The sequence below is a fragment of the Mycolicibacterium parafortuitum genome (assembly GCF_002086815.1).
Lineage (GTDB): Bacteria > Actinomycetota > Actinomycetes > Mycobacteriales > Mycobacteriaceae > Mycobacterium > Mycobacterium parafortuitum.
The window spans coordinates 62,223-75,189 of sequence record NZ_MVID01000003.1 but is presented as its reverse complement, the minus strand read 5'-3'; the positions used below and the strand labels follow the sequence as shown (position 1 = coordinate 75,189).

Genomic DNA, 12,967 nt, shown 5'->3' with positions numbered 1-12,967 from the left:
ATCCGCGTACACAACCCCCACATTCGCAACGCTCAGAGCGTGTGCAGCGGTGCAGGTTTGAGCGCCAGGGTGGCCAACACGCTGATCACCGCCGTGACGACCAGATAACCGCACGCCCACCATGGCGATCCGCCACCCGCGGCGATCAGCGCGGTCAGGATCATCGGGGTCACGCCGGAGGCGAAGACGCCCGAGAGCTGATAGACCGTCGACAGGCCGGTGTAGCGGATCCGCGCCGGGAACAGCGATGCGTACAGCGTGCCCTGCGCACCGTAGAACAGCGCGTGGATCACGCCGAACACCACCACCATTCCGACCGCGTACAGCGCGAGGTCCTTGGTGCCGAACAACGCGAACACCGGGAACACCGCGACGGCGTAGGCCGCGATGCCGACGGTGTAGATCCGCTTCGGGGTGTACCGGTCGGCCAGCAGACCAGACACCGGCAGCAGCGCCGCCATCAACAGCGCGGCGACGGTGACGATGAGCAGCACGGGCACCTTCGCCAGCCCCAGCGTGCCCGTCGCATACGCGATCGCGAACACGCCCCAGGTGTTGAACGCCGCACCCTCACCCCATCGCGACAGCATCCCCAGCACGGTGGACTTCAGGATCGGCGGCCGGAACACCTCGCGCACCGGCACCGCCGCCCGCTCGCCACTGTCGCGGACCTTCTCGAAAGATGGTGTCTCACTGGCCTTCAGCCGCACGATCACCCCGAAGACGACCAGCACGATGCTCAGCAGGAACGCGATGCGCCAGCCGTAGGTCAGGAAGGCGTCGTCGGGAAGCGCGATCTGCAGGAGCGCGAAAACCCCTGTGCCGAGCGCCAACCCGAGTGCGAGCCCGACCTGGGGGATACTGCCGAACAGGCCGCGCCGGCGGGCGGGACCGTGTTCGACCGCGAGCAGCACCGCGCCGGCCCACTCTCCGCCGAGCGCGAAACCCTGCACGATCCGCAGCAGCAGCAACAGGATCGGGGCCAGCACACCGATCTGCGCGGCGGTCGGCAGCACGCCCATCAGCGCCGTCGCCCCACCCATCAGCAGCATCGTCAGCGCCAGCGTCTTCTTGCGGCCGATCCGGTCACCGATGTGGCCGAACACGAAACCGCCGATCGGGCGCACCACGAAGCCGACCGCGAACGTCGCGAACGACAGCATGGTCCCGACGAACGTCGACTGGTCCGGGAAGAACGCCTGATTGAACACCAGGCTCGCCGCGGTCGCGTACAGGAAGAAGTCGTACCACTCGATGGTGGTGCCGACCAGGCTCGCCCACAGCGCCGTCCGGGCCTGCGGCGTCACGGTCCGGTCGCCGGTCTCGCCGGGCGCGTTGGTCACGGTCACGGGGATCTATCAGTCCAAGTTCACGGTGTCTTGGCCAGACTTTTGCGCGTACTGATCGCAACGCGGGATGAAAACCGGTGCTCGGGTAGTTCAGTGTGTTCATGACCACTCCGCAGATGACGGCGATCGGCGCGTTCGCCGCGGACTCGCTCGAGGACAGCCTGCGCGACGTGACGGTTCCCGTCCCCGAGCTACGGCCGCACGATCTGTTGGTCCGGGTCGCCGCGGTATCGGTGAACCCGGCCGACTGGAAGGTGCGCAACAGCCTGGCACCGTCACCGGAGCCCGCGATCCTGGGTTACGACGCGGCCGGGGTCGTCGAGGCGGTCGGGCCCGAGGTCACGACACTGCGGGTGGGCGACGAGGTCTGGTACGCCGGCGATCTCACCCGGCCGGGCACCAACGCCGAACTGCAGGCCGTCGACGAGCGCATCGTGTCCCGCAAGCCGGCCTCGCTGTCGTTCGCCGACGCCGCGGCGCTGCCGTTGACGACGATCACCGCGTGGGAGTCGCTGTTCGACCGGTTCGGCCTGACCAAGGATTCGACCGGAGACCTGCTGGTGCTCGGCGCCGCCGGCGGGGTGGGTTCGATCATGATCCAGCTCGCGAAGGCGCTGACCGGGGTGCGGGTGATCGCGACCGCCAGTCGAAACGAGTCCCGTGATTGGGCGCTGGCGATGGGCGCCGACCTCGTGGTGAACCACCACCATCTGCGCGACGAGACGCTGGCCGCGGTCCCCGGCGGTGTCGACTACCTGTTCTCGCCGCACTCGAAGGGCAACATCGACGACTACGCCGCGATCGTGAAACCGTTCGGCCACATCACCGCGATCGACGAACCGCCCGGCCTGGATCTGCTTGCGCTGAAGGACAAGAGCATCGCGTGGCACTGGGAGCTGATGTTCACCCGCGCGAAGTATCAGACCCCCGACATGATCGAACAGCAGCGGCTGCTGGCCACGACCGCAGATCTGGTCGATCAGGGCGTGCTGCGCACCACGGTCACCAAGACCATCACCGACTTCTCCGCCGCCGGTCTGCTCGAAGCGCACCGCGACGTGGAATCGGGCCGCACGATCGGCAAGGTCGTCATCACCCGTTGAGCGGCACGCAGTCGTCGCCGCACCCGGACGCGGTCGGGGCGCCCGCAACGGCGGGGCGGTGCAGCACCGCGCCCGTCGGCCGGATCGACAGTCCGTCGCCGGTCACCTCGGCGCTGCCGTCGATGATCAGCGTGTAGCCGCCGGGGTCTCGCGGCGGCCAGACGAGGGTGACGGCCGGGTGTGCCGCCGCGTTGCGGCGGGTGCTGTTGCCGACGGAGCCGATACCGAACGCACCCGAGGCCAGCACCGGGTCGACGGCGACGGTGTGCGCGCGGTAGTCGTCACCGACGGTCACCAGATACGCGAACGAGAAATCGCCGAGTGCCTCGGCCAGCTTGTCCAGGTCGACCTTGACGCTCATGGCCCCATCCTGCCCGTTGGCGGGCGGGGAACAGAACGGTGGCGCGCGTAGTTTGGCACAACATGGCCTTACCGACACCGTCTGCGACCTCCACCGCCGTCGTCACCGGGGCTTCCTCGGGTATCGGTGCCGATCTGGCCCGCGAGCTCGCCGCGCGCGGGCACGGCGTCACCCTGGTGGCACGCCGGGAGGATCGGTTGCGGGCACTCGCCGACGAGCTGTCCTCGTCGGTGCGTGTCGAGGTCATCGCGTGCGATGTCGGTGACGCCGATGCGCGGGCCGGGCTGTTCCCGGAGGTCGAACGCCGCGGACTGACCGTCGACATCCTGGTCAACAACGCCGGCATCGGCACGATCGGTTTCGTCGCGGAGTCCACGCCGGAGGCCGAGATCGCGCAGGTGCGGGTCAACGTCGAGGCGGTGATCGACCTGACCACCCGGGCGGTGATCCAGATGGTGCCGCGCGGGAGCGGGGCGATCCTCAACGTCGGCTCGACGGCCGGGTTCCAGCCGTTCCCCGGTCAGTCCGGGTACGCGGGCACCAAGGCGTTCGTGCGCACCTACACCGACGGGCTGCGCGGCGAACTCGCCGGCACCGGCGTGACGGTGACCGCGCTGCACCCGGGGCCGGTGCGCACCGAGTTCCTGGAGACGGCCGGGATGGACGAGCGCACGTTCGCCGCGGCGTTCCCGAAATTCATGTGGGTCGACTCCCGCGACGTCGCGAAGAAGGCTGTCGACGGTCTGGCCGCCGGCCGCGGCAGCGTGATCCCCGGGGTGCAGAACGAGATCCCGGCACGGATCTTCGAATTCCTCCCCCGCCGTATTCTGTTGCCGCTGTTGAAGAGCCGGCATCCGGCGCTGCGCTGACAGGAGACCACGATGCCGACCTTGCTGCAGCTGCGGGCGCTGGTCGCCGTCGCGGACGAACATGGATTCACCTCAGCCGGTTACCAGTTGGGTATGCCGCAGCCATCGGTCAGCCGCGCGGTCGCCGCGCTCGAGACCGAACTCGGCGCCCGACTGGTGCGGCGCGGTCGCGACGACGCCTCGCTCACCGAAGCCGGGGAGGCGGCGGTGTCACATGCGCGGGAGGCGTTGCGCCACATCGCCGCGATGAGGACCGACGTCGACCGCGCGGCCGGCGGGCTGACCGGCACCCTGTGGGTGGCGAGTCTGCCCAGCGTCACCGCGTCGCTGGTGACGCCGCAGTTGGAGGTCTTCGCCCAGCACCATCCGGCCGTGGCGATACGGCTGCTGGAGGGCAGTGAGGAAGAGGTGCTGAACTGGCTCGACGGCGGCGCCGCGGAGGCCGGCGTGGTGAGCCTGCCCGTCTCCGGGATGGAATCGGCGGTCCTCGGTACCCAGGACATGGTCGCCGTGGTGCCCGCCGATCACCGGTTGGCCGGCTTCGGCGTCGTCGAGTACACCGATCTGGCCAAAGAGCCCTTCGTCCGCTCGACCGGGGGATGCGCCACGGTGTTCACCCCGGTGGCGCAGAGCGTGGGCGTCGAATTCGACGTGGCCTTCGAGGCGCGGTCTGTCTCGGCGGTTCTGGAGATCGTCCGCAGCGGGCTCGGCGTCAGCATCATGCCGAGCGCCGGCCTGCCCGATCTGCCCGACGGTGTCGTGACACGCCCGCTGCTCCCGCGGACCGTTCGTGCGCTGGGGCTGGCGGTGTCGGCGAGTGCCTCCGAACCGGCGCGGGCGCTGCTGCGCCAGCTCGGCGAATCACGCTGAGCTGCAGCGCTGTTCAGGACGCGATACTCCCGCCGCCATCGGCACGGATGATCTGGCCGGTGATGTACCCGGCGTCCTCGTGCAGCAGAGCGCAGATCGCGTGCGCGATCTCCTGCGGGGTACCGACCCTGCGCATCGCGATGGTGTCCAGGAAACGCGCCTCCCGCTCGGAGCCGAGCGGGCTTCTCTCGCGGTACATCTCGGTTTCCGTCGGGCCGGGGGCGACCGCGTTGACCGTGATCCCGGTCGTGGCCAGTTCGTTGGCCCAGATCCGGGTGCAGGCTTCCAGGGCGGCCTTCGCCGCGGCGTAGGGCGTGCGCTCGGGGGTTCCGAGTGTGGTCAGGCTCGTCACGTTGACGATCCGTCCCCAGCCTGCGGCGAGCATGCCCGGCAACACCGCCTGCACCACCTGCACGGCCGTGCGCACGTTCAGGTCGTAGGTGTCGAAGAGGTGGTCGAGGTCGATCGCGCCGATCCGGCCGAAACGCGCGAAGCCGACATTGTTGACCACCGCGTCGACCGGGGCGCCGGCCACGATCTGGTCGAGCACCGCGGCGGTGGCCACCCGATCGGCCAGGTCGATCCGGTGGAATTCACCGGGGAAGTCGGCAGGTGCGGTGCGGGCCAAGCCGATCGGGACATCGCCGGCCGCGGCGAGCCTTTCGGCGGTGGCCAGACCGATGCCCTTCGACGCTCCGGTGATCAGTATTCGCCGTGATGACATCTCATACTCCTGTCGTCGAGTCCGTCACCCGGTGAAACGCGTCGGGTGCCGGTGCGCCATGGCGATTGCGCCATGGCGGGTATGACAGGGTGGTGATGCCGCCTAGCCCGTCGGCGCCGGTTGCCTGCCGCGGACGAGCCGTCCCGGGCGTGCGTCGGTCGGTACCCCGTTCTCGGAGATCACCTCACCGGACACGATCGTCGCGACATAGCCGTCGGCGGTCTGGTCGAGGCGGCGTCCGCCCGCGGGCAGGTCGTTGATCACGACGGGCCGGTGCAGTCGCAGCGCCTCGGCGTCGATGAGGTTCAGGTCCGCCTTGTATCCGACGGCGATGCGACCGCGGTCGGCCAGTCCGGCGACCCGCGCCGGCACCGACGTCAGTTCGCGCACCGCTTCCGCCACCGTGAGCCGCCCCGACGCGCGGTCGCGCACCCAGTGCGTCAGCATGTACGTCGGAAAGCTTGCGTCACAGATCATTCCGTAATGCGCGCCGCCGTCGCCGAGCCCCAGCACGACGTCCTCACGACGGATCAGTTCGGCGACGGTGTCGAGGGAGTTGTCGCGGAAGTTGGCCAGCGTCACGAGCAGCATCGCGTGCCCGTCGTCGTCGAGCAGGCGGTCGTAGGCCTCCTCCAGTGGGCTGACCCCGCGGGCCTGCGCGCGGGCGCCGATCGAATCCGACGGCGACGGTTCGTAGTCCGGCGGATCGCCGAGCGGGAACATGTAGTTCCACGCCTGCGCGGCGAACATCAGCGGGTGGCCGTCGGAGGCCGGGCTGTCGTTCAGGATGCGTTCGCGCACTTTGGGTTTGCGCATCTCGGCGACCTTCTCGGCCAGCGGCAGGCCGGCGATCTCCCGGTAGGACGGGTACATCACGAACGGATTGCCGGACAGCTCGAGGCCGAGCACCAGCCCGATCGGCCGCGGGAAGATCTGCGCGGTGATGGCCGGGCCGTCGGCGCCGGCATTCTGGTTGGCCTTCTCGACCATCCGCAGCGCGTCGAGGAAGAACGGATCCCCGGCGTTGCCCACCGCCAGCGTGAACGTCACCGGCAGGCCGACGTCGGCGGCGGCATCGAACACGGTCTGCAGCACCGGCTCGTAGTCGGCGGCGACCAGGTCCGGCACGAACTGGATCAGGCCGCCGCCGCCGTCGCGGACGCCGCGGGCGATCGCCTCGATCTCGGCGTAGTCGGCGTTGAAGCTCGGGATCGGTTGTCCGCTCTCGGTTTTGTGCAGGGTGAAGCGCGACGACGCGAACCCGAGCGCACCGGCGTGCACGGCTTCGGTGGCCAGTTTGCGCATCATCGCCAGATCCTCGGCGGTCGCGGGTTCGCGGTCGACGCCGCGCCGGCCCATCACGTACACCCGCAGTGGGGAGTGCGGCAGAAACGCCGCCACGTCGATGTCCCGTCGTCCGGCGTCGAGCGCGTCGAGGAACTCCGGGAACGTCTCCCAGTGCCACGGCAGCCCGTCGACCATCACCACGCCGGGGATGTCCTCGACGCCGGCCATCACGTCGACGAGCACGTCGTGGTCGGCGGGGCGGCACGGTGCGAACCCGACGCCGCAGTTGCCCATCACCGCGGTGGTGACGCCGTGCGCCGAGGATGGGGTGAGCCGGTCCGACCAGATGGCCTGTCCGTCGTAGTGGGTGTGCAGATCGACGAATCCGGGCGTGACGAGCAGCCCGGCGGCGTCGATCTCGCGGCTGCCTGCCGCGGCGACGGTGCCCACCTCGCAGATCACGCCGTCGCGCACCGCCACGTCAGCGGTGAACGGTTGCCCACCGAGTCCGTCGACGACAATTCCTCCGCGAATGACGAGGTCGTATGTCATCCCCCGAATGTACGGTGAGATCGTGATCGACCACTTCGGAATCAACTGTGCGGACATGGAGGCGTCGAAGACCTTCTACGACAAGGTCCTCGGCGTGCTCGGCTACACCCGGATGATGGACTTCGGACCCGCCGTCGGCTACGGCGTCGACGGGCATCCGGAGTTCTGGATCGCGGACATGTCGGCCGGGGAGGCCGCCGGTCCCAACCGCGAGGTCCACATCGCGTTCAAGGCCAAGGACCCCGAGTCGGTGCAGGCGTTCTTCCACACCGCGGTCAGTCTCGGTGTCGAGCCGCTGCACGAGCCTCGGCTATGGCCCGAGTACCACGAGAACTACTACGGCGCGTTCGTGCGCGACCCCGACGGGAACAACGTGGAAGCGGTCTTTCACGGCGGCGGGCCGAGCGGCGGGCCGAAGGCGTAGCGGGCGGTGCGGGGCGCGGCGGCGCTGGCTGCCGTAGCGGTGCTCGCCGGCTGCGCGACGTCCGGCGAATCGGCACCCAAAGTGCTGGAGCCGGTGCTCGACCTCGACGGCACGTACATCGTCGAGTACGACGGCACCGGGGTGGCCAACGGTGCGCCGTCGCAGAGTCTGGTCGACGGAAGGGCCGGCTGGGTGTTCCGGTCCTCCTGCGACGAGCACACGTGTGTGGCGGCCGGCGGGGAGATCACCGATCCGAACGATCCCGCCGCGCCGCTGCGTAATCCTCGGGCGGCCGACTACTCCGGCGACCGGTGGACGATGGTGAACTTCACCGAGGGGAGCGCCGTCTGCACCGGACCCAACGGCGAGCGGTTCACCGGGGACGTATGGGCGGTCTGGGACATCGCGATCGCACCGGACATGACGCCGGCCCCGACCGTCACCACGATCGGCACCGGCGACTGCCCGTCGGTCAGCGTGGTCACCCCGACCATGACGCGCGCCGGGGACGCGCTGCCCGAGTTCCCCGCGCCCGACCCGGCCGCGCAGCCACCGCGTGCCGATGCGGCGGCGGCGGTGTTCCGTGGCGGCTACACCGTGACGAGGACCCGGCGCGACCCGGCAGGTGCACCGCAGGTCACCGAACGCGAGGTCGCGACATACTGCCTGCGCACCGGGGACCGGTGCGTGACGACGGCCGCCGTCCCGGGGGCGCCGGGTGCCCCCCACGCGTACCTGGCCGTCTACGAGGTCACCGACGGCACCTTCACCCGCCGTTCGGTCCCGCTGCCCGCGGTGTGCGAGGACGGGTCGGCCGGGGTGGCGACCGAAGTGGAGACGTTGACGTTGCCCACCGATGTCGCGGCCGACGAGCCGCCGGAGCTGCGCGGTGAGGTGGTCACGACGTTCACCGAGGGCTGCCCCGGCACCGCGACGGACGACATCGCCTATCGCCCGCGCCCGGCGTAGCTTGGCGGACATGGCCGATATCGAAGCTGCCCGCGAACTGCTGCGCGACTCGTTCACCCGGCTGGCCGAGCACGTCGCCGATCTGACCGAGAACCTGACCGACGAGGTCGCGTACTACCGGCCGGGCCCCGAGGCCAACACCGTCACGTGGCTGATCTGGCACACCGCGCGGATGCAGGACGCGCAGATCGCCGACATCGCGGGTGTCGAGGAGGTGTGGTTCCGCGACGGCTGGGTGGACCGGTTCGGGCTGGACCTGCCGCGCGACGCGCACGGCTACGGCCAGACGCCCGAGGAGGTCGCCAAGGTGCGCGCCTCGGCGGACCTGCTCGCCGGGTACTACCGCGCCGTCCACAAGCTGTCGCTCGAGTACGTCGCGTCGGTCGACGCCGACGAGCTGGCGCGGATCGTCGACGAACGGTGGACGCCACCTGTGACCGCGAGCGTGCGGCTGGTCAGCGTCATCGACGACGCCGCACAGCACCTCGGCCAGGCGGCCTATATCCGAGGGCTCGTGCGCTGAGCGCGGTCGTCCGGTGGTGGCCGCCGGTCGGCCTGGCCGGTCTCGTGCTGCTCGGGCTGCTGGTCGGCAAGGGCTCGACGCCGGTCGACGACTGGTTCCAGACGCTCGGGGTCACCCACCCCGACCTGGGGCTGCTGCTGTTCTTCACCGACGGCCGCGTGACGCTGACGCTGTGCGGGATCGTCGCCGCGGTCGCGGTGTTCCAACGGCGGTGGCGGCTGGCCGCCGCGACGGTGATCACCCCGTTTCTGGCGGTGATGGCGGCCCGCCTCGCCAAGCGCAGCTTCGGCCGCCTCAAAGAAGGTGCGGTGTGCTACCCGAGCGGGCACACCACGCTCGCGCTGGTCGTGATCGCGATGGCTGTGCTGCTCGTCGGTGCGACGGTGTGGGCGGTCGCCGTGGCGTCGGTGGTGCTGGTGCTTGCCGCGGTCGGGCAGGCGGTGTCCTATCACTACTTCACCGACGTGATCGGCGCGTGGTTCCTCGGCAGCGCCATGGTGTGCCTGGCCATCTGGGTCGCCCGACTTGACAGGTGTCAACCGCGGCGGCGGTCCGCGTCACATTCGTCGCTAGCATGGAATTCATGACAACGACGTCCGATGTGCAACCGAACGCGTTCACCGGCACCGGAACCATCACCAACCCCGCCACCGGCGCCGTCGCCGGCACGGTGCACTGGACCGACCCGGCCGACGTGGCACAGCTGGCAGCCGGTCTGCGCACCGCGCAACGGGAGTGGGAGGCACGCGGAGCCAAAGGCCGCGCCAAGGTGCTGTCGCGCTTCGCGCTCTGGATGGATGCGCACCGCGGCGAGATCGAGGACCTCCTGATCGCCGAAACCGGCAAATCCGCGGTGGACGCCGCGCAGGAGGTGCCGCTGATCCTGATGATCACGTCGTACTACGTGCGCACGATGGAGAAGGCGCTGGCGCCGGACCCACGGCCGGCGGCGCTGCCGTTCCTGTCGATCAAGAAGATCACCGTGCACTACCGGCCCCGCGCGGTCGTCGGGATCATCGCGCCGTGGAACTATCCGGTGGCCAACGCGCTGATGGATGCCATCGGGGCGCTGGCGGCCGGCTGCGCGGTGCTGCTCAAACCGTCCGAGCGCACCCCGCTGACCGCCGAACTGCTGCTGCGCGGCTGGCTGGAGTCCGGCGGGCCCGACGTGCTGGCGCTGGCCCAGGGGGCGCGCGCGGTATCGGAGGCCGTCATCGACAACTCCGACTACATCCAGTTCACCGGGTCGAGCGCGACCGGCGCGAAGGTGGCCGAACGGGCCGCGCGCCGCCTCATCCCGGTGAGCCTGGAGCTCGGCGGCAAGGATCCGATGATCGTGCTCGAAGACGCCGACGTCGAGCTCGCCGCGCACGCCGCGGTGTGGGGCGCGATGTTCAACGCCGGCCAGACCTGTGTGTCGGTGGAACGCGTCTACGTCCTGGAACAGGTGTACGACCAGTTCGTCGAGGCCGTCGTACGCGACGTGCGCAAGCTCGCGGTCGGCGCCGGGGAGGGCACCGCGTTCGGTGCGCTGATCGACGACGGCCAGGTCGCCGTCACCGAACGCCACGTCGCCGATGCGCTGGCCAAGGGTGCGCGCGCGCTCACCGGCGGCAAGCGCGGAACCGGGTCCGGGAGCTTCTACGAACCGACCGTGCTGGTCGACGTCGACCATTCCATGCTGTGCATGACCGAGGAGACGTTCGGCCCGACCCTGCCGATCATGAAGGTCCGCTCGGTCGAGGAAGCGGTGCGGCTGGCCAACGACAGCCCGTACGGGCTGTCGGCCGCCGTCTTCTCCAAAGACATCGAGCGCGCGCAAGCCGTTGCGCTGCAACTGGATTGCGGCGGGGTGAACATCAACGACGTGATCTCGAACCTGATGTGCACCACCGCGCCGATGGGCGGGTGGAAAACCTCGGGCATCGGTGCCCGCTTCGGTGGCCCCGAAGGACTGCGCAAGTATTGTCGGATCGAGACCGTGGTCGCCCCGCGCACCAACGTCGGTGCGGGCGGCAACTACTACAACAACTCGCCGAGGGCGCTGAAGCGGATGAACACCCTGATGACCAAGCTGGCGCTGATCCGCCCCAAACGCGTCGCCAAGTAGCCGGCCCGACAGGAGGACGCGCCCGTGCGGTTTCTCGCCACGCTGCTGCTGTGGCTGGTCACCACCGTTGCGTTGGCTGCCGCGGTGCCTGCCATGTGGGTACAGCAGACGGTGATCAGTGAGGACGGATACGCGTCGCTGGCGGCGTCGGCGGCCACCGACAGCCGCCTCCAGGACGCGATGGCCGGTGAGTTGACCGCCCAGGTGATCGCGCTGGGCGCCGACAACGGGTACCAACTCAACCCGGTGCTGGTCAGCGACGTCGCGAACTCCTACACCCGGAACTCGGGCTTCCCCGGGCAGTTCGCGCAGGCCAACCGCATCGCCCATCGGTGGATGTTCACCGGCGCCGTGCCGAGCGGCAACTCAACCGACGAGTGGCTGATCGATGTCGCGCCGATGCTGTCGGACCCGTCGTTCTCGGCGACGCTGGGCAGCCTGGATCTGCAGGTGCCGCCGACATTGACGGTCCCGATCACCGTCGACACTCCGGAACTCCAGCCGGGCAAGTTGCGCTGGCTGGCCACCTGGGGGCCGTGGGTCAGCATCGGCGCCGCGGCGTTCACCGCGATCGCCGCGTTGCTGACCCTCGCGGCTGCCCGCTCCCGCGGCAAAGCCCTTACCGCGCTGGGTGTTTCGGCGCTACTGGTGGGTGCGGCCGGCTGGGCCGGCATCGAGATCGCGAACCGTTATGTCGAGATGGGGCTGAACCGCACCGCGGGCACCATCAGGGTGGTGGCCGAGACGATGGTCGCGCACGCCGAGGACAGCCTGCACTGGTGGCTCAACTGCACGCTGATCGCCGGCGTCGCGCTGGTGGTGCTCGGTGTGCTCGGGGCGGTCGTGGGCGGTGTCGCCCGGTCCTCTACAGCCGGTACATCTCCCGGGACAGCAATGCGTTCTCGATGAAGAGGTAGTGGTGTGGATGGCCGTGCACATCCCAGTCGGATTTGATGTGTTTGTGGCGAGGATGGTGAGTCCTCCAGTGCACCAAGGAAATCAGTTGTGACGGGTGCGACATGATCGTCATGGCAAACCCTCCTCTTTACCTGGGTTTCCCCACGATCGTCGTTGGTGGCCGCGGGCGTGGACGCAGTAGTTCGGTACTGCGATCGGCGCGCCGGGGTTGAGATTCGCCCCACCGGGAACCCTTGGTGGGCATCGAGAGGGAAAGGCAGATCTTGTCGCTACAGGACACGGCCGATGTCGACGGGCTCGCCGGCTGGACGGTCGACCTGATGGATCGTCTCGGTGGGCCGGGCGCCGGGCTCGCCATTCTTCTGGAGAACATCTTCCCGCCGCTGCCCAGCGAGGTGATCCTGCCGATGGCCGGATTCGCGGCACGGCTCGGAAAGCTCTCCGCGGTGGAGGCGGTCGTGTGGACCACACTGGGATCGGTCGTCGGCGCCTGGATCATCTACTTTCTCGGCGCGCGGCTGGGCCACGAGCGGATGCGCGCACTGGTGACCAAGGTCCCGCTGATCGACTGCGACGACATCGACCGATCGGCGAGATGGTTCGAGCGCCACGGCACCAAAGGGGTGTTCTTCGGCCGGATGCTGCCGTTCTTCCGCAGCTTCATCTCCGTGCCGGCAGGCACCGAGCGCATGAACTTCTTCGTGTTCACGGTGCTGACCACATTCGGCAGCCTGATCTGGAACAGCGTGTTCATCGGCGCCGGATACGCGCTGGGGTCACAGTGGCACCGGGTGGAGCCCTACGCGTCGACGTTCCAGACCGTGGTGATGGTCGCACTGCTCGGCGTCGTCGGCTGGTTCGTTCTCGCGCGGCTGCGCCGCCGCAGAGCGGCGCAGAGCGGCTGAGAC

General features: G+C 69.4%; 14 protein-coding genes. 10 read left to right on the top strand and 4 right to left on the bottom strand.

Annotated elements, in window-relative coordinates:
* Positions 1-32 precede the first annotated feature (32 nt).
* A complete protein-coding gene (locus BST38_RS05160; RefSeq protein WP_083142191.1) occupies positions 33-1,349 on the bottom strand; it encodes an MFS transporter in 1,317 nt (438 codons plus the stop codon).
* A 101-nt stretch (positions 1,350-1,450) separates the two neighbouring features.
* Between BST38_RS05160 and BST38_RS05155 the strand changes: the two genes are divergently transcribed.
* Complete coding sequence (locus BST38_RS05155; RefSeq protein WP_083142428.1) at positions 1,451-2,452, top strand: zinc-binding alcohol dehydrogenase family protein; 1,002 nt, start codon at positions 1,451-1,453, stop codon at positions 2,450-2,452.
* Here BST38_RS05155 and BST38_RS05150 read toward each other — a convergent pair.
* On the bottom strand, positions 2,442-2,813 hold the full coding sequence (locus BST38_RS05150) for a pyridoxamine 5'-phosphate oxidase family protein (RefSeq protein WP_083142190.1): 372 nt from the start codon (positions 2,811-2,813) through the stop codon (positions 2,442-2,444). The two genes, BST38_RS05155 and BST38_RS05150, sit on opposite strands and share 11 nt — an antisense overlap.
* A 62-nt stretch (positions 2,814-2,875) precedes the next feature.
* Between BST38_RS05150 and BST38_RS05145 the strand changes: the two genes are divergently transcribed.
* Both BST38_RS05145 and BST38_RS05140 read left to right on the top strand, forming a co-directional pair.
* A complete protein-coding gene (locus tag BST38_RS05145; RefSeq protein WP_083142189.1) occupies positions 2,876-3,682 on the top strand; it encodes an SDR family NAD(P)-dependent oxidoreductase in 807 nt (268 codons plus the stop codon).
* 12 nt (positions 3,683-3,694) lie between these two features.
* On the top strand, positions 3,695-4,552 hold the full coding sequence (locus BST38_RS05140) for a LysR family transcriptional regulator (protein ID WP_083142188.1): 858 nt from the start codon (positions 3,695-3,697) through the stop codon (positions 4,550-4,552).
* A 13-nt stretch (positions 4,553-4,565) separates the two neighbouring features.
* Here the strand turns inward: BST38_RS05140 and BST38_RS05135 are convergent, their stop codons facing one another.
* Entirely contained in the window at positions 4,566-5,276 is a 711-nt protein-coding gene (locus BST38_RS05135) for an SDR family oxidoreductase (RefSeq protein ID WP_083142187.1), read from the bottom strand.
* Between the two features lie 102 nt (positions 5,277-5,378).
* Positions 5,379-7,115: an N-acyl-D-amino-acid deacylase family protein gene (locus BST38_RS05130; protein WP_083142186.1), complete on the bottom strand. Its 1,737-nt coding sequence runs from the start codon at positions 7,113-7,115 to the stop codon at positions 5,379-5,381.
* Positions 7,116-7,137: 22 nt separating this feature from the next.
* Here BST38_RS05130 and BST38_RS05125 point away from each other — a divergent pair, with 22 nt between their 5' ends.
* From BST38_RS05125 to BST38_RS05095, 7 genes are all read left to right on the top strand, one after another.
* Positions 7,138-7,539, top strand: a complete 402-nt coding sequence (locus BST38_RS05125; protein ID WP_083142427.1) for a VOC family protein — start codon at positions 7,138-7,140, stop codon at positions 7,537-7,539.
* Between the two features lie 6 nt (positions 7,540-7,545).
* A complete protein-coding gene (locus tag BST38_RS05120; protein WP_083142185.1) occupies positions 7,546-8,508 on the top strand; it encodes a hypothetical protein in 963 nt (320 codons plus the stop codon).
* A gap of 10 nt (positions 8,509-8,518) precedes the next feature.
* Positions 8,519-9,031 (top strand): mycothiol transferase, encoded by a 513-nt coding sequence (locus tag BST38_RS05115; RefSeq protein WP_083142426.1) that lies wholly within the window; start codon positions 8,519-8,521, stop codon positions 9,029-9,031.
* 44 nt (positions 9,032-9,075) lie between these two features.
* Complete coding sequence (locus BST38_RS05110) at positions 9,076-9,618, top strand: phosphatase PAP2 family protein (protein WP_237160672.1); 543 nt, start codon at positions 9,076-9,078, stop codon at positions 9,616-9,618.
* A complete protein-coding gene (locus tag BST38_RS05105; RefSeq protein WP_083142184.1) occupies positions 9,615-11,141 on the top strand; it encodes an aldehyde dehydrogenase family protein in 1,527 nt (508 codons plus the stop codon). Before BST38_RS05110 ends, BST38_RS05105 begins: the two co-directional genes overlap by 4 nt.
* 24 nt (positions 11,142-11,165) lie before the next feature.
* Complete coding sequence (locus tag BST38_RS05100; RefSeq protein WP_083142183.1) at positions 11,166-12,050, top strand: hypothetical protein; 885 nt, start codon at positions 11,166-11,168, stop codon at positions 12,048-12,050.
* A 272-nt stretch (positions 12,051-12,322) separates the two neighbouring features.
* On the top strand, positions 12,323-12,964 hold the full coding sequence (locus BST38_RS05095) for a DedA family protein (RefSeq protein ID WP_083142424.1): 642 nt from the start codon (positions 12,323-12,325) through the stop codon (positions 12,962-12,964).
* The last annotated feature ends 3 nt before the right edge of the window (positions 12,965-12,967 follow it).

Bases quoted from the DNA above. Each gene is read 5' to 3' on its own strand.
- BST38_RS05155 (WP_083142428.1), top strand. From the start codon at position 1,451: ATGACCACTCCGCAGATGACGGCGATCGGCGCGTTCGCCGCGGACTCG.
- BST38_RS05150 (WP_083142190.1), bottom strand. From the start codon at position 2,813: ATGAGCGTCAAGGTCGACCTGGACAAGCTGGCCGAGGCACTCGGCGAT.
- BST38_RS05145 (WP_083142189.1), top strand. From the start codon at position 2,876: ATGGCCTTACCGACACCGTCTGCGACCTCCACCGCCGTCGTCACCGGG.
- BST38_RS05140 (WP_083142188.1), top strand. From the start codon at position 3,695: ATGCCGACCTTGCTGCAGCTGCGGGCGCTGGTCGCCGTCGCGGACGAA.
- BST38_RS05135 (WP_083142187.1), bottom strand. From the start codon at position 5,276: ATGTCATCACGGCGAATACTGATCACCGGAGCGTCGAAGGGCATCGGT.
- BST38_RS05130 (WP_083142186.1), bottom strand. From the start codon at position 7,115: ATGACATACGACCTCGTCATTCGCGGAGGAATTGTCGTCGACGGACTC.
- BST38_RS05115 (WP_083142426.1), top strand. From the start codon at position 8,519: ATGGCCGATATCGAAGCTGCCCGCGAACTGCTGCGCGACTCGTTCACC.
- BST38_RS05105 (WP_083142184.1), top strand. From the start codon at position 9,615: ATGACAACGACGTCCGATGTGCAACCGAACGCGTTCACCGGCACCGGA.